A 21,713-nucleotide genomic window follows, 5' to 3' on the forward strand; every position below is an offset into this window, starting at 1 on the left:
TCAACCTTTCACCGAGCCCAACAGCACGCCTTTCGTAAAATGCTTTTGAATGAAAGGGTAGATCACGACAATCGGCAGCGCGGTCAAGACGACGGCGGCCATTTGCAAAGAAATCGTAGGCATCGTTTCCTCGATGTTCATCTCCGGACTTTGCCCGGCCCTCAATATGCCCTGCAGCATCACCTGCAGCGGATGCAGCTTGCGGTCGCTGACGTAAATGATCGCAGCGAAATACTCGTTCCAGTGGCCGACCGCATAGAAGAGTCCGATCGTCGCCATGATCGGCATCGAGAGCGGCAGCACGATCCGCAGCAAGATGCCCGTCTCTCCCGCTCCGTCGATACGGGCGGCCTCGTCCAGGCTTTCCGGCAAATTTTCGAAGAACGCCTTCATGACGAGCAGATTGAACGAGCCGACCGCGCCCGGAACGATCATCGCCCAGACCGTATCAAGAAGGCCCGTTTCTTTGACGATCAGATAAGTCGGGATCATGCCGCCGCCGAACAGCGTCGTGAACACGATCAGCAAGAGGAACGCGTTGCGGCCCGGCAAGTATTTCTTGGTCAAGGGGTAAGCCATCAGCGAAGTAAGCACGAGATTGACGAACGTCCCGACGACGGTGATGAACACCGTGACCCCGTAAGCGTGCGGAATAAGGCCGTCTCGGAGAAACGCTTTGTACGCCGCGAGCGTAACGTGCCGCGGGAAGACGAGAAACCCTCCCTGCTTCAGCACTTCGCTGTAAGGCGTCAAGGAGACGCTGATGACGTACAGAAGGGGAAAGATAACGCTGACGACGAGCCCCGCAAGGAGGATATAAACGACGGACAGAAAGAGCCGATCCTTCCAGACCGTCACCAAATGGACCCCTCCCATCGCTTGGCCAGCCGGTTCGCGCCGACGATCAGGACGACCCCGATCAGCGTCTTGAACAGGCCGACGGCCGTCGCCAGACTGAAATTCATATCCACGAGCCCGACCCGGAACACCCAGGTGTCGATAATGTCGGCCACCGGATAGACGTGTACGTTGTACATAATGTAGATTTGTTCGAAACCGGCGTCGAGCACGTGGCCGAGCCGGAGCACGAGCAGCAGTAGAATGACGCTGCGGATGCCCGGAAGCGTGATGTGCCAAATCATGCGGCGCCGTCCCGCTCCGTCGCAACGGGCGGCCTCGTACAGCGACGGGTCGATGCTAGAGAAGGCGGCGAGGTAAATGATCGCGCTCCAGCCGATATTCTGCCAGATCCCCGTCGAGACGAGAATCGTCCGGAACCAATCCGTGGAGGTCAGAAAAGGCACGCTTTCGCCTGTAAGCGCTTTAATCCATTGGTTGACGAGGCCGTCCGTTTGCGACAACAGCGCGACGACGAGGCCGTAAATGATGACCATGGACAGAAAATGCGGCAAATAGCTGACGGTTTGCACGAACCGTTTGAAAAATTTGTGCTTCACCTCGTTCAGCATGATGGCGAGGATAATACCGGGCGGCATCCCCCAAACCAACTTGTACAGGCTGATGAGCAGCGTATTGCGCAGCGTTTGCCAGGCGTAGGGCGAATCCAGGTACATTTTGAAATAGCGATACCACGGATCCGCCCACGGACTGCCGAATATGCCCTTGGTTACGTTGTAATCCTTGAACGCGATCACCGCGCCGTACATCGGTCCGTACACGTATATGGCGTAATAGAGCAGTCCGGGGATCATCATCAGATACAGCGCGCGGTATCTCCACGCATTTCTCCTCCATCGGGTTCCGAGGTTTGGCGCCTTCGCTTCGGCGATCGTTTTCTCCATACGTTCTCCTTTCTGCCGCGGTGCCTCGCGATAGTCCCATTTTATAGGAGTCAGACCCTCGGAAAATATACATCGATCTCGTGAAATCGTCAGATTGCCGATGAAGTTTGAAGTCGACGCGCATACGCAAGTAAAAACGGCTTCGCCGTCCTCGGAAGAGGGCGATACGTTTTTATCGAGACCATTTAGACATGGGTAAGCGTGAAACTTTTACATTCTAAATGGTAAAAAAGCCGCAGGCTGCGTCGCCTACGGCAAAGGCAATTCGATCGTCGCTTTGGTCCACCGCCCCGGCTCGGATTGGATCCGAAGCCCATACTCCGGCCCGTAGTGGAGCCGGATGCGCTCCCTCACGTTGGCCAGGCCGATGCCTCCCGACCGTTGCGCTTGCCCGCCTTCATCATGAAGCAGGCCTGTAAGTACCGCTTCAATCTGCGCTTGGGTCATGCCCTCCCCGTCGTCCCAAACCGTCAGCAGCAGCCTGCCGTCTTCCGCAAGGGCGCCGACGCGGGCGACGCCCGTTCCTTTCGACGCGAATCCGTGAAAGATCGCATTCTCGACGAGCGTCTGCAGCATCAGCTTCGGAACGGGCACCGGCAGCAGCGACGGGTCCACCTCCTCGACCAGACGGAAAGCGTCTCCGTATCTCACGTTCTGTATCTGCATATATTGGCGCAGCGCCTGCAGTTCTTCCTCCAGCGGCGCGAATTGGCTTCTTCCGAGACTGTAGCTTAGCAGCTTGACGAGGGAGCGGATCGTCTCGTCCACCTCGACAACGCGGTGCTGCAAAGCTAGGCTGCTGATGCAGGCAAGCGTATTATACAGAAAATGCGGCCGGATTTGGCTGAGCAACAGCTTCAGCTCGGTCTCCTTCTTCCGTTCCTCGGTCATCTTCACGGCCAGCAGCAGCTCCTGGATGTGTTCCAGCATGGTAGAAAAGCTGCGGGAAAGCCGGCCGATCTCGTCGCGGCGCTCGCTTTGGCGGAATGGCAAGGCTACCCGCTCCCCGCGCAGCCGGTCCATCTGGAGCGCAAGGCGGTTGATCGGCTTCGTGAAATGCCGGCTGATCGCCAACGTCAAAGCGAGAAGCAGGGAAAACCAGAGCGAGCCGAGGATCATAAAGCGTACATACAGTCTTCCGTCCATCGCGCGGAACGTCCGTTCATCGGTCAAAGCCACGAGGTACCAGCCCAACTGATTCCGCTCGCTTTTGACGGCCATGAGCGGTCCGCCTTTGCCTTGAATATGATTGATGCCGTTCGGAAGACCGGTCAGCTCCTTGACGAAATCGTCTTCCATTTCGGGCGGCAGCGTACCGGTCTTGTACGGGACGATTTGGCTTTTGGGATCGTCCGAGACGATATTCCCTTTTCCCGTAAACAGCGTAAACCCCTGACCGGAGTCGTACAGCAGCTCATTCAGCCGCGAGGTCAGCTGCGCCGTGTTCACTTCCGCCAGCAAAGCGCCCGTTCCGTCCTTCAAGGCGACCGCGAAGGCGATCGTCCGTCTCGTCTGCAGCGGGGAGTAGTACGGTTCGCTCCAATTGATCAGCCCCGGATGTTCGTCGACGATCCGAAAAACCCGGGTCAGCTCCGAATGGCCGACGACGTCGTACATCAGCTGGTTGCTGGACAGCACCGTCCCGTCATGGCGCAGGACGAACAAATCGGCAACGATTCCGCTGTTCCGCCCGATTTGAACCTGCAGCAGCTTGCGCAGTCCCTCGTCGTCTTCCATGAGAGGACCGTCAATGCTGGCCGAGACGTTGATCAGGAGATTGCGGATATTTTGCACGTAGAGATCGAGGTATTGGCCGGTCCGTTCGATGAACAGCGTCATATCGTCCGACTTTTGCCGGATCAGCGCTTCCCGGGAGCTGCTCAGCGCGCTGTACAGCAGCCCCGACAGGACAAGCAGGCTGGCGGTCGCGAGCGCCAAAAACAGCTTGAAAAACATGCTGGAAAGAAACGGCCTCGCAAGACTTCCCGCCGAAGGGCGGATGAACCGGACACGATTTCCCGTTTTGGACGGCTGAGCGAAAAAGCCGCCTGGTTTACCCATGACGGCCTCTATATTCTCGCGGACTTTCACCATATTCTTGATAAAACACGTCCGTAAAATACCGATAATTCGAAAAACCCGCTTCGGCCGCCACCTCGTACACCTTCAGATGGCTGTTGCAAAGCAGGTAGGCGGCCCGCTCGAGACGCTTCCTCCTCACATATTCATGAAAGCTGACGCCCGTCTCCCGGCGGAACAGCAGCCCGAAATAGTTCGGGCTCAATCCGACTTGCGCGGCTGCGCTCTGCAGATCCACCGATTCCGCGATATGCTTCTCCATGAAGGCGAGCGCTTGACGGATTTCGTAACGCACGCCGGTTGCCGGCGCTGCAGAAGCATCCGCTTCGAACGGCTGCGTAAGCGGATACGATTCCGGTCGAGGAAGTCGCTCCTTCGCCTTGCGGAGCGCATCCAGCAGGTCTTGATCGCGGTAAGTCGCTTTCAGCAAATAGCCGCATGCCCCCAGCGCCAGCGCCTGGTGGACATAGTCGAATTCGCGGTGGCAGGTAAGCAGGATCACTTGGAGCTCCGGCTGTCTTTCCTTCAGGCGGCCCGTCAGCTCAAGGCCGTTCATCATCGGCATGACGATATCCGTCACGACGATGCCCGGTTGAACCCGGCTGCACAGCTCCAGCGCTTCCTGACCGTGACGCGCTTCGCCCGCAAGCTCGAATCCGTGCCGGTCCCAGGCAAACAGACGCAGTCTTTCCCGAATCGGCACCTCGTCGTCCGCGATCACAACCTTCGTCCGGTTCACGGCGCTCCCTCCGTTCGCTCAGGGCGATATGATGGCTCAGTATTTTCATTATATATGGAGCGCCTTGCGCCGGAACAGGCTGAAGCTTCGCAAAAACGTCAGAAAATGAACGATCCTCGGCGCAGCCACGGATAAACAAGCCCAATGAAAGACCATCTATTTTTTTGAACGGCGCTTTTCGCTGCTTTTCGTTTGCTGAGAAAAGCTTAATAAACCTCATCTTTCGACCTAGCCATCCATCTCCGCTCGTATAAAAACCCCAACATCGCGCGGTTTTTGTCATTTCCGCGCTTTTTGGCTTTCCTCATCCTCTCCCAGCTTCTGGAGTCTACCATTTTTTATGCCGTGAACCGGCGCATTCCACCTGCTAGAATGTGAGACATCCGAGCCGAAGCCCGACAGGGCACGGGGGAACCAAGTTCGTGGGGTGAAGCCGCGCAAGCGGCGGGGGCGCCTCTTGACCCTAACCCGGCAGCTAACCTCGCAGGCTAAACAAAGGGAGGAATTCGCTTCATGAAGAAAAACATCGGTAAATTGGCTTTGTCGAGTGCACTCGTTCTGGCGCTGTCCGTTCCCGTAGGTGCGGCTGCTTCCGCGGCAAGCGTCACTCCGACGACCACGGCAAAGGTTTACACATATACGCTTAATGAAGATCAAATCTCGCAAATCGCCGGCCAATTCGGTTTCGATTGGCAGTCTCTGCTGGCGCAGCTCCAAGGCGGTTCCGGCAATATCACGACGAAGCCGGTTATCCCTTCGCAACCGACGACGCCTTCTAAACCGACTACGCCGACGAAACCGACGACGCCTTCGAAACCAACGACGCCTTCCAAGCCAACTACGCCTTCCAAGCCTTCTACGGGCTCCGGCAACTCCGGCTCGGCTGGCTCTGGCAACGCAGGTTCGGGCTCCAACACCCAAGTGTCGGATTATGCGGCTCAAGTCGTTAACTTGGTAAACCAAGAACGCGGCAAAGCCGGTCTTGGCGCCCTTAAAACGGACAGCAAGCTGACGCAAGTCGCCACGGCCAAAGCAAAAGACATGTATAACAACAACTACTTCGACCACAACTCGCCGACGTACGGCTCTCCATTCGATATGATGAAGCAATTCGGCGTATCTTATAACTATGCCGGCGAGAATATCGCCAAAGGCCAACGTACGCCAACCGAAGTCATGAACGCCTGGATGAACAGCCCGGGCCACAAAGCGAACATCCTGAACGGCAACTTCAAGTCGATCGGCGTCGCTTACTACAACGGCGAATGGGTTCAAGAGTTCACGGGCTGAGCAATCATACGTTAGATCATCATGCGAAGAGCTGAACAGGGCCCCCTGTTCGGCTCTTTTTTTATGCTCGTATGATGGCACGGGTGCTGCACCCGGCGGCGAACCGCAATTTGGGAGTGTAACTCGATTTTTTCGGGTTACACGCTGCAAAGGCGGCGCATTTGCTGGCTGCAACCCGATTTTTTCGGGTTTCACGCCCCAAAGGCGGCGCATTCGCGGGCTGCAACCCGATTTTTTCGGGTTACACGCCCCAAAGGCGGCGCATTCGCGGCTGTAACCCGATTTTTTCGGGTTACACGCTGCAAAGGTGCGTATTCGCGGGCTGCAACCCGATTTTTTCGGGTTACACGCATCCAAAGGCGCGCTTTCGGGGGCTGCAACCCGATTTTTTCGGGTTGCACGCCGCAAAGGCGCGCATTCGCGGGCTGCAACCCGTTTTTTTCGGGTTACACGCCGCAAAGGTGCGCATTTGCGGGCTGCAACCCGATTTTTTCGGGTTGCACGCTGCAAAGGTGCGCATTCGCGGGCTGCAACCCGATTTTTTCGGGTTACACGCCCCAAAGGCGGCGCATTCGGGGCTGCAACCCGATTTTTTCGGGTTGCACGCCGCAAAGGCGCGCATTCGCGGGCTGCAACCCGATTTTTTCGGGTTACACGCCCCAAAGGCGGCGCATTCGGGGCTGCAACCCGATTTTTTCGGGTTACACGCTCCAAAGGCGCGCATTCTCGGCTGCAACCCGATTTTTTCGGGTTACACGCCGCAACCGTTCCAAAAAAAATGGATGTCATCAAATTTACCGGTGTCACCAATATCACTCCAAAATCCCCCCCTTAACTAGTATAAATATAAATCTGCTTTGTCCGTCAGTTTGTAAGAGTGCGTTCGTTGCCCTCCTACGCCCAGTGGAAGCAATATTTCTTTGCCAGTCATTGCTTTCAGGATTTTTCTCGTGGTATCGTCCCGAAGCTGCAAACACGTACACGCCTCAGCTAAAGTAAACGGATTCCCGCCCCGCATCCATCCGAAACGGAGGAGCTCTCGCTCGTAAACGGGCAGCGACATGAGAGCAGCTCCCGGCGCGCTCCCGAATCTGCCCAACAACTCGTAGACCGAGCGGCGACAGGCTTCGGGCTTCTTGTCCAACTCGTCATAGCTGAACGGAAAGTAACGATACCCTTGTACGCCGATGGACCGTACCCGCATCCGCTCGAACGAGAAGCGGTCCCGGGTGAGGTTCTCGCCGTGCGAGACATACCCGTCGCTGTCGAAGGCCAAGCCCAATGGCATGTAAAACGCGTCGACGTAGATCCGCATGCCGGACAAACTCATCATCTCGTACTCCAAGACGAGTCCGTTGAACGACTTCAACGCCGGCAGCAACGCGACTTCGAGCATCTTCTTCGTGCCGGTCAAATCCCGCCCCAGCATCTCCAGCCGCTGCCCGGCGGCGGAACGCTTCTGCTCCTCGACGTACGCTTCGAACAACCGATCGAATTCACTCATTATTCGTATCCTCCTCCTAAAGAAAATTTGGGGTTGGACAGCATGGCGAAACCTCGACGTTAACGCGAATCAAGCGAAAAATAAAATGGTCTTGCAGCGAACAACGCCGACTATTCGCGTTATCGCCTCGCAACGCATAAACGCCCGCTCTTCGCGCTATCGCCCCGCAACGCAAAAACGCCGCCTGCTCCCTAAGGGAAACAAGCGGCGTGTGCTTCACGCGCGTAATCCGATTAGCTTTAATGTAACACGCGCGGATTATGAATGTCCACAAAATTGGGAAATCCACGAACGAAGTCAAAATGCCGTCAGTCGGCGTAACTTATCGTGCAGCGTTCTGATGCACAACGCCTCTTGGCGTCATATACGCCTGCCGGAGGGGGCGCGCGAAAAAGGGACGGTTAGCCCAGGGCTTACAAAAGCCCCTCACTCCCCCAACAACTTCGCCTTTAACGCTTCCGCCTCAATCTCGTGCAATGCGATGGCAAACTGTTGACTCACTCCCCCAACAATTTCGCCTTTAACGCTTCCGCCTCAATCTCGTGCAATGCGATGGCAAACTGTTGACTCACTCCCCCAACAGCTTCGCCTTCAACGCATCTACTTGCGCCTCGGTCAGTCCAATCTCCAGCATGAAGCGCTCGGCGCCGCCGTAACGCGCAACCAGGTGTGCCAGCAGCAGCTCCATGTTCTCCGGGTCGCAGCCCAGGAACTTCTCGTACATCTCGGCCGGAACCTGCTCCGGACGTCCTTGGCGCAGCTCGTCCATGATCGGCAGGAGGCACTCGGCCGTCAGCGCGTAGTCCGCGGCGATCACGTCGTGCGGAACGCGGGCGAGATCGAGCAGCAGCGCCGATACCAAGCCGGTGCGGTCCTTGCCGGCCGTACAGTGATACAATGCAGCCGTACCTTCGCTGTCCGCGAGTAGCGACAGGATGCGGGTCAGCGCGGGCTGGCAGTCGTCGAGCATGTTCACGTACATATCGCCCAAGTTCTTGATCGTAGGACGGGCCGAGGTCGTAGGATTGATCAGATCGACATTGTGGTAGGCGACGCGGGACGAGTCCGCGAACACGTTCGGCATCGTCTCGAGCTCGCTCGCATGGCGTAGGTCCACCACGGCCGCGACGCCGCGTTCGAGAATGGCTTGTTGACCGGCCTCGGTCAGCTTGTGCAGGCCGTCGGCCCGGTACAGCCGCCCCCACCGGGTCGTCCGGCCGTCCGCCGTCGGGTAGCCGCCGAGATCGCGGACGTTATACGCGCCTTCCACGATCAGGCGACGTTCGGGTACGTGGGTCAATGCGTTCATTTTAGCGCAGTCCGCCTTTCACGAAGGATTCGATAATTTGTCGCTGCAGGAGCAGGTAGATCACGAGAATCGGCAAGCTGGCGACGGTCGTCGCCGCCATGAGCGGTCCCCACAGATTGGAGTCGGAAGACATGAACATCTGCAGGCCGATCTGGAGGGTCGAGTGCTCGAGCTTCGTCGTCACGAGAAGCGGCCAGAAGTAATCGTTCCAACCGGTGATGAACAGCAGCACCGCGATGGAAGCGATAGAGGCGCGAAGGTTCGGGAAGATCATCTTCCATAGCACCGCCCAATCGGAAGCGCCGTCCAGATGCGCCGCCTCGATGAGCGCTTTGGGGAACGACTTAAAGGCCGCGTAGAGCTGCATGACCGCAAACGCCGAGGCGATGTTGGGGATGATAAGCCCCATCAGCGTATCGCGCAAGCCCCAACCCGAGATGACGACGTAGTTCGGGATCATAATCACTTGGAACGGCACCAACCATGTCAGGGCGATCAGCGTAAAGATCAAGTTGCTGCCCCGGAACTGCCAGCGCGTAAAGGCATAGGCGGCCAGGATGCTCGTGAGCAGCTGCATGACCGTCTGCGCAGCGGCCGTCAGGAGCGAGTTGGCCATCATTCTGGACATCGGGATCGCCGTCCAGGCTTGCACGTAATTCTGGAACGTCCAATGGGCGGGCAGCAAGCTGGAGCCGAAGATATCCGTCTCCGGCTTGAAGGACGTGACGATCATCCAGTAGAACGGGAAGACGGCGAGAAAGCTGAGCGCGATCAGCACCGCGTGCTTGCCTACGGCAGTCGCGCTCAGGCGTCTGAAGCGTGCATGTTGTCCCATACCTGTCCCTCCTTCTAGTCGTCGAAGAACGACAGTTTGCGGTTCAGCTTCATAAAGCCCCAGGCGATGATGCCGAATCCGACGAAGACGACCACCGCCGCCGCGGAGCTCCAGCCCACCGAGAACGACTTGAAGCCATACGTCCAGAGCAGGTAATAGATGTTCGTCGTCGCGCTGAGCGGCCCGCCCTGCGTGAGCACGTTAATGTAGGTGAAGCTCCATTCCGATGCGAACAAGGTGCTGAGCATGGCCATGAACAGGATGCTCGGGCTGAGCAGCGGCAGGATGACGTGACGGATGATCTGCCAGCGGTTCGCCTGGTCCATGCGAGCGGCTTCCAGATATTCCTTGTTGATGCCGGTCATCGCCGCGGAGAAGATCAGCGTGCTGAAGCCGATCAGCTTCCAGCCGGTGATGAAGGTGATCGACCAGATGGCCAGGTGTTCGTCGGTAAAATAGCGAATCGGTTCGCTGAGGTGGAACGCCGAATCCAGCGTTTTGTTCAGAATCCCGTTCGTCGGGTGCATGATCCAGCGCCAGACCGACGAGACGGCTACCGGCGCCATGATCATCGGCACGAAAATGAGCGCGCGGTACAGATTGCGTGCCTTGGGCGCGATATTGTCCGTCGAGATGGCGATGACGAGCGGGATGAGGAGCGAGAACGGCATTACGCCTACCGTGTAGATCAACGTATTGAGCAGCGCCTTGCCTATCTCGGGCAGATGGAACAGCCGCTCGAAGTTCTGCGTCCCTACGTACACTTGAGGGGATGTCGGGAGCAAGTTCCATTGGTACAAGCTCAGGCGGAAGGTCTGAATGAGGGGCCGGTAGATCCAATAGCCGATCGACAAGAGCGCCGGGAGCAGATACAGGTAAGGCTTGAGCCGTCCGAGACGCCGACGGCGCGTTCTGCGCTCGCGGACGACCGGAGCGGGCGGGGAGGCCGGCAGAGACGCGGACGCCGCTTCCATGCTCATGGCTTACTCCTCCTTCATGTAGGTTAAAAAAGCGAGAAGACAGTAGGACGGGACGCCTCCTGTCTTCGAACGCTGCGTAATTGGGATTGCCGTTCGTTGCAGTTGCCGTTAAGCCATCAAGGCATCAAGGCCTGCGCGCGATTCTGCGCATCCTGCATGATCGGCGTGATGTCGCCCGCGCTCGCGATGGACTTCTGCACCGCTTCGAGCAGCGTGGTCTCGATTTGGTACCAGCTCGGTCCCGGATAGGAGACCCAAGGCTGCAGCCGCGACAGCTGTTCCAAGTTCGGCTTCACGAGCGGATTCGCCTCTACCCAGTCCTTCAAGTATTGCGGATCGTCGACGATGGCCGGACGCAGCGGCAGATAGCCGATCTTCGAGGTGATGATCGTATAGCCGCGCTCGCTGGTCGCAAACTTGAGGAATTCCCAAGCGGCTTGTTGCTTGGCTTTGTCGCCCGACAGGATGAACAGCGCGCTGCCGGAGTTGACCGGCGCCGTCGGCTTGCCGTCGAAGGAAGGCATCGCCGACGCCTTCAGCTCCCAACCCCCGGCCTTCGCCGCACCGAGCAGCATGTTCTGCACCGCGCTCGAAGTCAACACCATAGCGGTCTTGCCTTGCGTGAACGCCTCGAACGCCTCCGTGTCGTTCAGCTTGTCGTGCGCGCCGCTCTGCACGAGGTCTTGCCACATTTGAATGGCGCCCACCGCTTCCGGCTCGCCGAAGCGAAGCGTCTTGCGGTCGTCGGACAGCACCTGGCCGCCGTTGCTGCCGATGAGCGACTGCACGATCCAATCCGCGCCGACCGCGCCGGTGATATGGAAGCCCGCCGCCTTCGTCTTTTCCTTGATCTGCAAGCCGTCCTGCTTCAATTCCGCCCAGGTGGCCGGACCTTGATCCGGGTTCAGGCCCGCGTCCTTGAACAGCTTGGCATTGTAGAACAAGACCGGCGTGCTGAAGGTGAACGGCAGCCCGTACGTCTTGCCGTTCAATTGGCCGAGCTTCAGGCCGTTCGGCGAGAAGCCTTCGAAGTTCTTCGCCAGCTCGTCCGCCGGCACGATATCCTCCAGCGGCTTGGCGCCGAAGTTGTTCACGGCGTAGTCGAGTCCGTCGAATACGAGCTGCGCCACGTCCGGCGGAGAACCCGCGGCGATGTCGGCCTGCACCTTCGCATTGATATCCGTCGACGCGACCGGGATGCCTTCTACGTGAATGTTCGGGTGCGCGGCTTCGAATTCGTCGATCAGTTGCTGCGTCCCTTCCTTCTGGCCGACCGTCGCGAGATTGTAGCTGTACAGCTTAATCGTGATCTTATCGCCGGAACTGGAGGCAGAAGCCGCCGACGTCGCCGTTCCCGTCTCGCTCGCATCGCCGCCTGCGCCCGCAGCTTCCCCATTCGTCTCCGCGGCCGTCTTGTCGCAAGCCGCCGTCGCGATCATCGTCAGCGTCAATAGCGCTGCCGTCCAACCTGTTTTGCGTGTCATGAGCCATCTCCCTTTTCGATTCTTGGATCTATCTTCTTAAGCGTGCGCATGAAGCTTGTCGGGATCGATCTTCCACTCAAACGCCACGCGCTGGTCGCCCGGCATCGCCTGCGGCGTCACGATCATGCGCCCTTCCTTCACGAGTACGAGATTGTAGCCGCTATTGTCGATGAACTTCATGCTGTCCGTCGAGGTCGGATCCAGGCCGAATGCCACGCCGGTGCCGGCCGCGCTCGGGATGCCGTGGAACAGGCCGATGCTGTTGAAGTGAATATGGCCGGACAAGAGGCCGATGACGTCGGAGCCCGCGATCGCGGCAGCCAGATCGTCCGGGTTGTCCAGCAGATGGGTGTCCATCAATGCGGACGGCGTCTTGACGACGGGATGGTGCAGCACGACGACGGTGCCGGCAGGGGCAGGTACGGCGAGCGTGTCCTTCAGCCAAGCCAGCTGCTCCGCGTCCAATCGGCCGTCGTTCGTTCCCGGCACCTGCGTGTTCAGCACCACAAGGCGAAGATCGCCTTCCATGACGTTGTAGTAGTAGCTTTGTTCGGACGGCGCCTCGCCGAGGAAGCCCTCGCGGAACGCCGGGCGCGAATCGTGGTTGCCCAGCGAGACGTGGATCGGCACGCCCAGCTTCGCTTGCTCTTCGTCCAGCACCGCACGGAGATGACGATAGTCGTCGACGTCCCCGTCCTGGGTCAGATCGCCGCTGATGATGACGAACGCAGGCTTGCGGGCGAGCTTGGCGGCTTCCGCGAATACGGCGCGCAGCTTGTCGGTCATGTCGAGCTGGAACAACGGATTTTTGCCGGGGACGTTAATGTGGGTATCGGTGAGATGCAGAAAGAAGATCGGTTCCATGGATTAAGCCTCCTCGTGTTGGGCGTGCGTCTTGGGGGGATAGGATGCAATGTCGGCCGTGCCGTCCAGATGAATGACGCGGTAGGAGGGAACGCCTGCGCGTACGCTCACCCACAGGATGAGGTTCTCGTCGCCCCGGCCGTTGCCGTGTCCATGTCCGCCGGTCCGTCCCAGCTGGATATGGTGCTGATGACCGTTCGCCGTATACTCCATCGAATGAAGGTGACCGGCGAACATCGTATAAGGGCGGTCTCCCAGCATCTCCAGAAGCCTGGCGTATTGCGGATGATTGTCGGACTTCCAGCCCGGTTTGTGCATGTTCACGAACGTCCACTTGGCGTCGCGGTTGTCCTCGAGCAAGCGTCCGATGAAGTCCAGCTGCTCGTCGCCGATGGCCAGGTCGATCTTCGCCATGTCCTTCAACTGCTCAGGCGACAATTGGCTCATGATGTCCTGGAAAAACGCCTGCATATGGGCATCCGCGTTCGCCGGATCGCCCTGGACGTTCGCCGTTGCCCGCTTGATGATATCGATGAATGCGTCCGACAGCTCCATCGGCGGATCTTCGGTATTCAGGGTGACGAACAGGATATCGCCTAGGCGGAAGCCGTAATATTCGAAGCCTTTGCGTTCGCGCCACACGTCCCGCATCGTATCGTTGCCATAGTCGTGGTTGCCGACCGTGTGGAAGAACGGAAGACCGGTAGCCGCGATCTTGGCGTCGATGTCCTCCCACTCGGCTCTGGCGTCCTCGGCTTCTCTCCAATAGCCTTCGATGAGATCGCCGACGGAGATGACGAAGTCCGGCTTCAAGTCCGCCAGCAGCGCGAGCGCGCCTTCGAACACGCCTGCCGTCGCCATGCCGCAGCGGTCGCCGACGACGGCGAAAGCGAAGTCGCCGCCCCCGACGTTCGGCCATTCGCCGAACCAGGGACGCTTGTCCGTCTGGAATCTCCGCTCGTCAAACCAAATGGCGTTGCTCCGCGCAATAGGTAAAGTGGTCATTCGATCGCTCCTCTCGATTTGCCTGCCGATTCCTGTCCGATGTCCGACGAAGTGAGCGCTAAGTGCTCGTTAATGGCTTCACACAAGTAGTATGCAGGTTGTATGTAAGTAGAATGTCAACGCTGGACTAATTGTATGTAAACATTGCGAAGGCGCATTCGTATTTAGCCTGACATTCCCGAATTTAGAAACGGCACCGCAACGCGAGCGGCTCGTACAAGCGTAAGTCGGGGATCTCCGGCAGCCGCCAGCGTGCGTCCTGTCAGGGCGACCGATCGGGTCCGCGGACATGACGAAGACCGGGCAGCCTGAAGGCTCCCGGAGTTCGTCTATCCGTATTCGAAGTTAAATCACGCCGTTCATCACGAGCTGTTCGTACGTATCGGAGTAATGCTCGAGGAGGACCGTCTTGGCTCGCTCGATGTCGCCTTCCTGGAGCGCGCCGAAGACCCGCTCGTTCGTCCCGATCGATTTCTGCGGCTTGAATTGCGGGAACTGCTTGCGGTAAGAGACCATCTTGAACGTGAACTTGCCCCGGAACCGCTCGACGATCCGGATCATGTTCTCGTTGCGGATCGTTCGCAGGATCGTCTCGATGAAGGTCAGCGAATTGTCGTAATAGCCGAGCGTGTCTCCGTTGCGCGAAGCTTCCAGTTGGCGCCCCAAGCATTCGCCGAGGGTGTCCAGATCGAACTTCAGCTTCCGCTTGGCGGCCGTATCGAGCGCGAACAGCTGGAGAGAGACGAGGACTTCCAGCATCTCGCTAAAGTCGTGAAACGAAATCTCTTTGACCAGAACGCCCCGGCCTTTGTACGATTCCACGAGTCCTTCGTCTTCCAGCTGCGAGATCGCGGCGCGAATCGGCGTGCGGCTCATGCCGAGCTCGCCGGCCAGCTCGTTCTCGGACAGCATTCGCCCCGGCATATAGTCCGCGCGTACGATCCGATTCCAAATTTCGCGGTAAGCAGTCGTTTCCAGTGATAGGGTGGACATCTGCGCACGATTCCTTTACCTTTTTGCAATCATCGTAACAAAATCGCGCCCGCTTGAAAAGCAAACGGTCATCCGAACGGCAGCCACTCGCGCAGCTGGGGGACGACGAGCAGGAGCAGACCCGCCGCCCCCATGAAGATCCCTTGAATCCGAATCAGCCATAGATTGTCCGATTCCGGCTCGCGGCTCGTCTCCCAGCGCCGCCCCTGGACGAGCCGCCAGACCGCGCGCGGATGCAGGACGACGAAGATCGCCGATCCGGTCCAGAACACGAGCGCCAGAGACAGCATCAGAGCCGCGGTATGCATGGATTGGGTCGTTGCCATGGCGCACCCCCTCGAATGATGGTTGCGTCGATTCCATCTCTAATCTATCTATGTTGCCGCGCATCGGAATGTGCCAATTAATCCCCCTTACATTAACAAATATAGGGAGGATATGCCATCCCTTTCATCGAAGAAAAAATAGAGTAAGCGCCTGCGTACAACCGCACGACGTCCATCGTCTCTGGAGGTGTTGTCCGTGAACCGTTGGAACGTTTCCGCTATTATCGTTGCTTGTCTTTGCCTTGCTTATCTGTTCGGAGCAGCGGCCAGAGAAGAGCGCTCCTCGCTGCCGAAGGCGGCGGCTGCGCCGCTCCCCTCCGCCGCTCCGGCAACCAAGACGCTATATGAGAAACTGCGGGCCGGGGAAGTGGTGCGTTATCAGATTATCGGCGACAGTATTGGCCAGAGCGACGGAAAGCTCGACAAGCCCGGCGACGTCTGGTACTCGCGGTTAAGCGGGATACTGAACGAGAAGTACGACACGGCCGCGTTCTTCTCCCGCCTCCTGACGACGCCCGGCGGAATCGCCTTGGGCGGGTGGATCGATTACATCACCGCCGCTCCGGCAGACTCAGATCCCGATCTGTTCGTCCTCTGCTTCGGACAGAACGACCAGGGCACGCCTGTCTCGGCATTCGGCGCCAGCTATGAGGCGCTGGTCCGGCGGTTGAAGTCCGACTATCCCCATGCGGAGATCGTCACGCTGATCGAGAGCAGCCTGTCCCTGCCGGAATATGCCGAACGGATCCGGAAGATCTCCGCTTATTACGGACTGCTCCCGGTCGACACGCGAACGGCGTTCAAGGCATCCGGCGTCCCGTACGCTTCCTTGACCGCGGACGGCGTGCACCCGAATAGCGCCGGATACGCGCTGTACGCCAACGCGATTGCGGAAGCGATCGACTCGCGAATCCGGATGCCGGAAGCGATTCGGCCGCTGCCGGCCTCCCCGCTGTACGCGGATGCCGCTGCATTCGCATCCGGCCGACGTCAGTCCGACTGGACCCGGGCGAACGGCTTCGACGTCGACGAGCATGGACTGGCGACGGGGATGGCGGGAGATACGATCGCGCAATCCTTCGTCGGGCCCCTGCTCGGCATCGAAACGCTGGCCGATCCGGACGGCGGAGACTTCAAGGTCTACGTAGACGGCAAGCTGGCGGCCACGCTCGGGAATCATTGCCCCTTCCCGGTCGACTGGGAGAAGTACGTCTCCCATACGCTGAGCGAAGGCGCCCATACGGTCGAGATCGAAGCGTCGAGCGGAACGGTGAAGATCAAGAGCATCATCGTGAGCGGCAACGGCGAACAGGCGGAGCCGAATGAACGGTCCGCCGATGAAGCGATGAATCTATAATTCTTCGGGGTAGCTTCCCTGATAGATCTGCATCCAATGCGGCGCGTCCGCGAGCGGATCGAAACCGAACTTGGCATATAGGCCCGCAGCATCCGAAGTGACCAAGAGGAACCGGCGCAGGCCCTGCAGATCGGGATGGGCCATGATGGCCTCCATCAGCCGGCCTAAGCTTTCATATCCAATCCCCGTCCTTCGGAAGACGTACCCGTTCCGAGAGATCCGCCGCGATCAGCGCCGCGCGAAGGTCGTCCCGGGTGACGAGGCAGTGATTGATCGCCTCCATGTGGACGGCGACGACTTGCATGGCCGGATCGGTCCGGCTGACGGCGATCACGTCCTCGGGCGTCATCGTGATCGGATCGCCCTCCAGGAACCGGGCGCCGCCCGCATTGACGACGGTCCAATCCGGACGATGCGCCGCCAGGGCCGCTTCGACCTCCGGGCACCATATCGTATCTCCCGCGATATATAACGTCGGTTCTCCGGCTGCGCGCAGCACGAACCCCGAGACGGGGCCCATCCGCTCCCCGATCGCGCCGGTGCCGTGCCGTCCGCCGGTACGCGTCGCCGTAACGCCGTCCACCGTCAGCGTATCCGGCACCGGCGTCGCGTTCGCGAAGCCTTGGCCGCGCAGCGCTTCCTCGTCTTCCGGCTGACAGAGGAGCCGCAGGTCGCGGGAGAAGAACGCGGCGGCGGCGGCATCCCAATGGTCCGGATGGCGATGCGTCACGATCAGAAGATCGGCAGCGGCCAGCTCGCCGGCCGGGACCGGCAGCGGGACGAGCGGATTGTTCCGCGCGTTCGGGCTGTTCTGGATCGGCGGGTTCGCTCCCGCGTCCGACAGCATGGGGTCGACGACGATCCGAAGACCTCCGTATTCGATCCATAACGTGGCGTTGCGAATCAGGCGCAATTTCATGACGCACTCTCCTTCTCGGGCCGGTATTCATTGCCGGTGTACCTTTTGATACAATGGTACAAGAAAAACGACTCCCGCGGGAATCGTCCGATGAAAGAAAAAGCCCGCTCCGGCTTTCACCATGAAACGAAAGAACGGAATGGAGCGCTCGGGAGAGAATAAACGCCATGATCGAATATGCGCCTGACGAGATCGACCTGCTCATCTTGAACAGCCTGCGGGAGAACGCCACCCGCTCCCACAAAGAGATCGGCCAGCTGGTCCACCTGACCGGGCAAGCGGTCGGCGCGCGCGTGCGCCGGCTGGAGGACGCCGGCATCATCGAAGGCTACACCGTACGCGTCCGGGAGGAGCGATTGGGCGCCCCCGCCCAGTTGGCGCTGGTGACGGTGTTCATGCATCCGACTTCCTCCCACCAGACGTTCCAGCGCTTCCTGCGCGAGGACGACCGGGTCGAGGAAGCGCAGCGCGTCAGCGGCGAGGGCTGCTACTGGCTGCGGGTGCGCACGCAGGATCACGCCGACTTGAACCGGTTCCTCGACGACCTGCTCCGCTTCGGCAATTACCGCTGCAGCCTGTCGACCGCCCGGATCAAGTAAGCCGCGCTGCTCCCCGCCCGCCAACCGCTCCGACGCCCGTCCGTTACTGCAGCTGGCGAAACGTGCAGTCAGCGGACGCCGCGTCGACGAACGCTTGGAGGACGGGCTGGCGCAGCGTGCCGCCTTCGGTCCACTCGAGATAGTTCACCTTCACGGCCCGTTCGCCGGGCCGGATCCACACCGCTTCCCGCTCCCGCTCCACCCGGTTCTTGAACGGGCGAGCCGCCGTGCGCATCTCCGCGAGCGCCTCGGTCAGAGCGCGGTAATCGGCGTATGTTAGCTTGCCCGCCCCCGCATGACCGATATAGTGCAGATCCCCCGCCTCGTCGTATAAGCCCAGCAGCAGCGCGTTCACCGTCCCGTCGCGGAGCGTCACGCCGCCTACCGCCGCCGTCAAGTCGCGGATCACTTTTTTCTTCCGCCAACGCTTATCCTTGCCCCCGATCGCGTAGATGCTGTTCAGATCCTTGGCGACGACGCCCTCCATCCGGTGGGCGCGCATGACGTCGAACAGCGCTTCGGGGTCGCTCGTATTCGCGACCGCCTGCACTTGGGCATGGGGACGCAGCACCTGCTCCAGGAGCGCTTGCCGTTCCCGCAGGGGCAGGTCCACCGTCCATCTTCCGTTCGCGAACAGCACGTCGAATACCATATAAGTTACCGGGACCGCGTCGATCGCCCGCTGGATGCTGTCGGTTTTCCGCAGGCTCTCCCTGCGCATGACCTCGTGGAATGAAGGCCGCGCGCGGTCGAAGGCGATGAACTCCCCGTCGAGAATGACGGAAGAAGCCTCGACGAAGTCGGGCGCGTGCGTCAACTCGGGATACTGCGCGGTGCGGTCGTTCAAGCGGCGGTTGACGAGCCGGGTATGGACGCCGTCGTAATACGTCAGCATGCGGACGCCGTCCCATTTGATCTGCGCGGTCCACGCTCCGCCGGCGGGCAAGCGGTCGGCCGTCACCGGCTCGAACGGGTGCACGGGTCTCATCTCCATGCGGGCTCCTCCTCCGTATTGCGAATGGTAACGCGAGAAAGTGGAAACCTAAGCCGATTAACGCGCAACGCACCTTACAAGGAGGAATGAACATGGCGCCGGCGGCGCAAACCCCCGTCATCTTGCGGCTTGGAGAGCAGGAGCTGACCGTCTCCCATCCCGAGAAACCGCTCTGGCCGGATGCAGGCATCACGAAGCTCCAATACGTTCAGACATTGGCGCAGTTGGCTCCTTATATGCTGCCCCATTGCGAGAATCGCTACTTAACGACGATTCGCCATCCCGAAGGCGTAGGCGGCACTTCCTTCTATCAGAAAAACGCTCCCCAGCCGACGCCGTCCTACGTTCGGACCGCGATGGAGGGAAGCATCCGGTATGTCGTGCTCGATTCCTTGCCTGCCTTGCTCTGGATGGGCAGCTTGTACGCGCTGGAATTCCACGTGTCCTGCGAGCGGATCGGCGAGCCGCTGCCGGACCGGTGGATTCTCGACATCGACCCGTCGCTGGAAGAGGAGCCGCGGATCATGGAGGCGGCCGCCGCCGTCGGCGAACTGCTGCATTCGCTCGGTCTCGAAGCTGTGCCGAAGACGTCCGGGGCGACGGGCGTGCAGGTCGTCATGCCGATCGTCCGAGGTCCGACCTATGACCAACTTCGGTCGTTCGGCAAGTTCGTCTCGGAATATCTGGCCGCCAAATATCCAGGCTTGTTCACGGTCGCCCGCTTCAAGAAGGAGCGAGGCACGCTGATCTACCTCGATTATCTGCAGCATCACCCGGGCCGTACGCTCGCAGCCCCGTATACGCCGCGCGCCAGGCCCGGCGCGCCGGTCTCCACTCCGCTCACGTGGGCGGAGATCGGCCGGAATCCGAAGCCGACCGACTTTCACTTGCTGAACATCGTTCAGCGCGTGAATGATCGGGGCGACCTGATCGCGCAGCTGCAGCCGCAGAACCTGGAAGCGGTCCTGCGGCAGATCAAGACGCTGTAGTCGTCGTGCCGCCCTGACAGGGCCGCCGAAGACGGATGCCGCCCTGACGGCGGCTGCCGTATACGGGATGCAGCTTAACCTAAGCCGCCCTCCGGGCCTAGAGCAGCGGCGACAGCATGCGGCAGAGCGCCTCCGCCACCTTGCGTTTGCGCGGACGCTTGCGGAAGGTGGACAGCTCCAGCTCCCTGCTGTCCTTCAAGTCCTGAAGGAAATCCTCCTCCAGCGTCGCGATCGCATCCGGATGATACAGAATGGCGTTCGTCTCGAAGTTGCTGAAGAAGCTGCGCAAGTCCATATTCGCCGTGCCTACCGAAGCCAGCAAATGGTCCACGATGACCACCTTGGCGTGAATGAAGCCGCGTTCGTACTGCCAGAACCGGATGCCGCTGCTCATCATCTCGTCCACGTAGGACATCGTAGCCGCATGCACGAGGTGCGTATCCGGGATGAGCGGCACGATCAAGCGCACATCCACCCCGCTCAGCGCGGCCGTCTTCAGCGCCATCGCCAGGCCGGCGCTCGGTATGAAGTACGGCGTCGTGATCCAGATGCGCTCGTTCGCCGCCGCCAGCGAGGCGAACAGCGTCTCGTGAATCGCGTCGGCCCTCCGGTTCGGACCGCCGGCGACGATCTGCACCGGCTCGTCCCCCGCGCATTCGTGCATCGGCAGGAAGCGCGGATCGCTCGGACGCTCGTTGCTCGCCAGCTCCCAATCCTTGAGGAAGACCTCCTGCAGGCCGTACACCGAATCTCCTTCAAGCTCCAGATGGGTATCCCGCCAGAATCCGAGGCGCGGATGCTTCCCCAGGTATTCGTCGCCGATATTGATGCCGCCCACGAACCCCTTGGTCCCGTCGACCACGAGTATTTTGCGGTGATTGCGATAGTTCATTCTTTTCTTCATGAACGTCGGACGCAGCGGGAAAAAGCACGCGAACTCCGCGCCCGCTTCGGTCAACGGCTCGAAGTAGCTCGGCTTCAGCTTGTAGCTGCCGATGCCGTCGTACAGCAGGCGGACCTGGACGCCCGCCTTCGCCTTCTCGATGAGCGCCTGCCGGAACATCCGGCCGGTATCGTCGTCCCGGATAATATAAGAAGCGAAATGGATATGGTGCTGCGCGCCGCGGATCGCTTCCATCATCGCCACGTAGGCGGTCTTGGCGTTCGTCAGCACCCGCGACTTGTTGCAGCCGGTGATGGGCGCCGCCCCCGATTTGCGAAGCGTGCGGAACAGCCTGTCCTGGTGCGTGAACGCCTCGCTGGGCAGATCGGAAGCCTGATTGACGATATGGCTCTTCTCCAGAATCTCCGCCCTGCGCTGCTCGTCCCATCCGCCTCGGCGTTTGACCTTCTGCCGTCTGCGGTATTCGTGCGCCAGGAAGTAATAGAGAATGAAGCCGACGATCGGGAACAAAAACAGAATGAACAACCACGCCATCGCATTCGCCGGACGGCGGTATTCGAGCACCAGAATGGTGCCCGCCTGAAAGACGAACACGAGCAGCGCGAGCAACAACCACGACACCTGGTATCCCCCTTTTGAATCGACCTTCCGGGTTCTGTCTCTTCCCCCGTCTACTAGCTTGGTCGTGGAACGCGCCTTGCATACCCCGGCGTGCGGCCGGTACCTTGCGCAAAAATCCTT

The 21,713-nt window shown here is 59.8% G+C and carries 22 protein-coding genes and 1 riboswitch; of the genes, 5 read left to right on the plus strand and 17 right to left on the minus strand.

Annotation, left to right across the window (positions count from 1 at the left end):
• The 4 genes from H7C19_RS13275 to H7C19_RS35485 all read right to left on the minus strand — a co-directional run bounded on the left by H7C19_RS13275 (position 1) and on the right by H7C19_RS35485 (position 4,620).
• Positions 1 to 861 carry a carbohydrate ABC transporter permease gene (locus tag H7C19_RS13275; protein ID WP_376775357.1) on the minus strand — a complete coding sequence of 287 codons (861 nt, stop codon included), beginning with the start codon at positions 859 to 861 and terminating at the stop codon, positions 1 to 3.
• Positions 855 to 1,802: an ABC transporter permease gene (locus H7C19_RS13280; RefSeq protein WP_185143136.1), complete on the minus strand. Its 948-nt coding sequence runs from the start codon at positions 1,800 to 1,802 to the stop codon at positions 855 to 857. The genes H7C19_RS13275 and H7C19_RS13280 overlap by 7 nt, the downstream gene beginning before the upstream one ends.
• Before the next feature lie 249 nt (positions 1,803 to 2,051).
• The gene (locus H7C19_RS13285) at positions 2,052 to 3,863 is read right to left on the minus strand and encodes a cache domain-containing sensor histidine kinase (protein ID WP_221469232.1); all 1,812 of its coding nucleotides are present in this window, start codon (positions 3,861 to 3,863) and stop codon (positions 2,052 to 2,054) included.
• Positions 3,856 to 4,620, minus strand: a complete 765-nt coding sequence (locus H7C19_RS35485) for a response regulator transcription factor (RefSeq protein ID WP_185143138.1) — start codon at positions 4,618 to 4,620, stop codon at positions 3,856 to 3,858. The genes H7C19_RS13285 and H7C19_RS35485 overlap by 8 nt, the downstream gene beginning before the upstream one ends.
• Before the next feature lie 376 nt (positions 4,621 to 4,996).
• A riboswitch (cyclic di-AMP (ydaO/yuaA leader) is annotated at positions 4,997 to 5,127 on the plus strand.
• Positions 5,128 to 5,133: 6 nt separating this feature from the next.
• Here H7C19_RS35485 and H7C19_RS13295 point away from each other — a divergent pair.
• Together H7C19_RS13295 and H7C19_RS13300 are read left to right on the plus strand one after the other, a co-directional pair.
• Positions 5,134 to 5,910 carry a CAP domain-containing protein gene (locus H7C19_RS13295; RefSeq protein WP_185143139.1) on the plus strand — a complete coding sequence of 259 codons (777 nt, stop codon included), beginning with the start codon at positions 5,134 to 5,136 and terminating at the stop codon, positions 5,908 to 5,910.
• A 161-nt stretch (positions 5,911 to 6,071) separates the two neighbouring features.
• A complete protein-coding gene (locus H7C19_RS13300; protein ID WP_185143140.1) occupies positions 6,072 to 6,749 on the plus strand; it encodes a hypothetical protein in 678 nt (225 codons plus the stop codon).
• Here the strand turns inward: H7C19_RS13300 and H7C19_RS13305 are convergent.
• The 9 genes from H7C19_RS13305 to H7C19_RS13345 form a co-directional block, all read right to left on the minus strand.
• A complete protein-coding gene (locus tag H7C19_RS13305) occupies positions 6,746 to 7,414 on the minus strand; it encodes a hypothetical protein (RefSeq protein ID WP_185143141.1) in 669 nt (222 codons plus the stop codon). The two genes, H7C19_RS13300 and H7C19_RS13305, sit on opposite strands and share 4 nt — an antisense overlap.
• Before the next feature lie 568 nt (positions 7,415 to 7,982).
• Complete coding sequence (locus tag H7C19_RS13310) at positions 7,983 to 8,723, minus strand: tyrosine-protein phosphatase (RefSeq protein WP_185143142.1); 741 nt, start codon at positions 8,721 to 8,723, stop codon at positions 7,983 to 7,985.
• 1 nt (position 8,724) lies between these two features.
• Complete coding sequence (locus H7C19_RS13315; RefSeq protein ID WP_185143143.1) at positions 8,725 to 9,558, minus strand: carbohydrate ABC transporter permease; 834 nt, start codon at positions 9,556 to 9,558, stop codon at positions 8,725 to 8,727.
• 14 nt (positions 9,559 to 9,572) lie between these two features.
• Positions 9,573 to 10,538, minus strand: a complete 966-nt coding sequence (locus H7C19_RS13320; protein ID WP_221469233.1) for a carbohydrate ABC transporter permease — start codon at positions 10,536 to 10,538, stop codon at positions 9,573 to 9,575.
• 116 nt (positions 10,539 to 10,654) lie between these two features.
• Positions 10,655 to 12,022: an ABC transporter substrate-binding protein gene (locus H7C19_RS13325; RefSeq protein WP_185143144.1), complete on the minus strand. Its 1,368-nt coding sequence runs from the start codon at positions 12,020 to 12,022 to the stop codon at positions 10,655 to 10,657.
• A 36-nt stretch (positions 12,023 to 12,058) separates the two neighbouring features.
• Positions 12,059 to 12,886 (minus strand): metallophosphoesterase family protein, encoded by an 828-nt coding sequence (locus H7C19_RS13330; protein ID WP_185143145.1) that lies wholly within the window; start codon positions 12,884 to 12,886, stop codon positions 12,059 to 12,061.
• A gap of 3 nt (positions 12,887 to 12,889) precedes the next feature.
• Complete coding sequence (locus tag H7C19_RS13335; RefSeq protein WP_185143146.1) at positions 12,890 to 13,891, minus strand: metallophosphoesterase family protein; 1,002 nt, start codon at positions 13,889 to 13,891, stop codon at positions 12,890 to 12,892.
• Positions 13,892 to 14,236: 345 nt separating this feature from the next.
• Positions 14,237 to 14,884: a GntR family transcriptional regulator gene (locus H7C19_RS13340; RefSeq protein ID WP_185143147.1), complete on the minus strand. Its 648-nt coding sequence runs from the start codon at positions 14,882 to 14,884 to the stop codon at positions 14,237 to 14,239.
• Positions 14,885 to 14,952: 68 nt separating this feature from the next.
• Positions 14,953 to 15,210 (minus strand): DUF6199 family natural product biosynthesis protein, encoded by a 258-nt coding sequence (locus H7C19_RS13345; protein WP_185143148.1) that lies wholly within the window; start codon positions 15,208 to 15,210, stop codon positions 14,953 to 14,955.
• A gap of 196 nt (positions 15,211 to 15,406) precedes the next feature.
• On the opposite strand from H7C19_RS13345, the gene H7C19_RS13350 reads away from it, so the two are divergent.
• Positions 15,407 to 16,567, plus strand: a complete 1,161-nt coding sequence (locus H7C19_RS13350) for an SGNH/GDSL hydrolase family protein (protein ID WP_185143149.1) — start codon at positions 15,407 to 15,409, stop codon at positions 16,565 to 16,567.
• Here the strand turns inward: H7C19_RS13350 and H7C19_RS13355 are convergent.
• Together H7C19_RS13355 and H7C19_RS13360 are read right to left on the minus strand one after the other, a co-directional pair.
• Positions 16,562 to 16,711 carry a GNAT family N-acetyltransferase gene (locus H7C19_RS13355; RefSeq protein WP_221469234.1) on the minus strand — a complete coding sequence of 50 codons (150 nt, stop codon included), beginning with the start codon at positions 16,709 to 16,711 and terminating at the stop codon, positions 16,562 to 16,564. The genes H7C19_RS13350 and H7C19_RS13355 overlap by 6 nt on opposite strands.
• Before the next feature lie 28 nt (positions 16,712 to 16,739).
• Positions 16,740 to 17,486, minus strand: coding sequence for an MBL fold metallo-hydrolase (locus H7C19_RS13360; protein WP_185143150.1), 747 nt, complete (start codon positions 17,484 to 17,486; stop codon positions 16,740 to 16,742).
• A 167-nt stretch (positions 17,487 to 17,653) separates the two neighbouring features.
• Here H7C19_RS13360 and H7C19_RS13365 point away from each other — a divergent pair, with 167 nt between their 5' ends.
• Entirely contained in the window at positions 17,654 to 18,085 is a 432-nt protein-coding gene (locus H7C19_RS13365) for an Lrp/AsnC family transcriptional regulator (RefSeq protein ID WP_185143151.1), read from the plus strand.
• Between the two features lie 43 nt (positions 18,086 to 18,128).
• Here H7C19_RS13365 and H7C19_RS13370 read toward each other — a convergent pair whose 3' ends face one another.
• Positions 18,129 to 19,079, minus strand: a complete 951-nt coding sequence (locus tag H7C19_RS13370; protein WP_185143152.1) for an ATP-dependent DNA ligase — start codon at positions 19,077 to 19,079, stop codon at positions 18,129 to 18,131.
• Between the two features lie 92 nt (positions 19,080 to 19,171).
• Between H7C19_RS13370 and ligD the strand changes: the two genes are divergently transcribed.
• Positions 19,172 to 20,068 carry a non-homologous end-joining DNA ligase gene (ligD, locus tag H7C19_RS13375; RefSeq protein ID WP_185143153.1) on the plus strand — a complete coding sequence of 299 codons (897 nt, stop codon included), beginning with the start codon at positions 19,172 to 19,174 and terminating at the stop codon, positions 20,066 to 20,068.
• 97 nt (positions 20,069 to 20,165) lie between these two features.
• On the opposite strand, the gene cls is transcribed toward ligD, so the two are convergent.
• A complete protein-coding gene (cls, locus tag H7C19_RS13380) occupies positions 20,166 to 21,593 on the minus strand; it encodes a cardiolipin synthase (RefSeq protein WP_185143154.1) in 1,428 nt (475 codons plus the stop codon).
• Positions 21,594 to 21,713 lie beyond the last annotated feature (120 nt).

Source organism: Cohnella nanjingensis (assembly GCF_014212125.1).
GTDB lineage: Bacteria > Bacillota > Bacilli > Paenibacillales > Paenibacillaceae > Cohnella > Cohnella nanjingensis.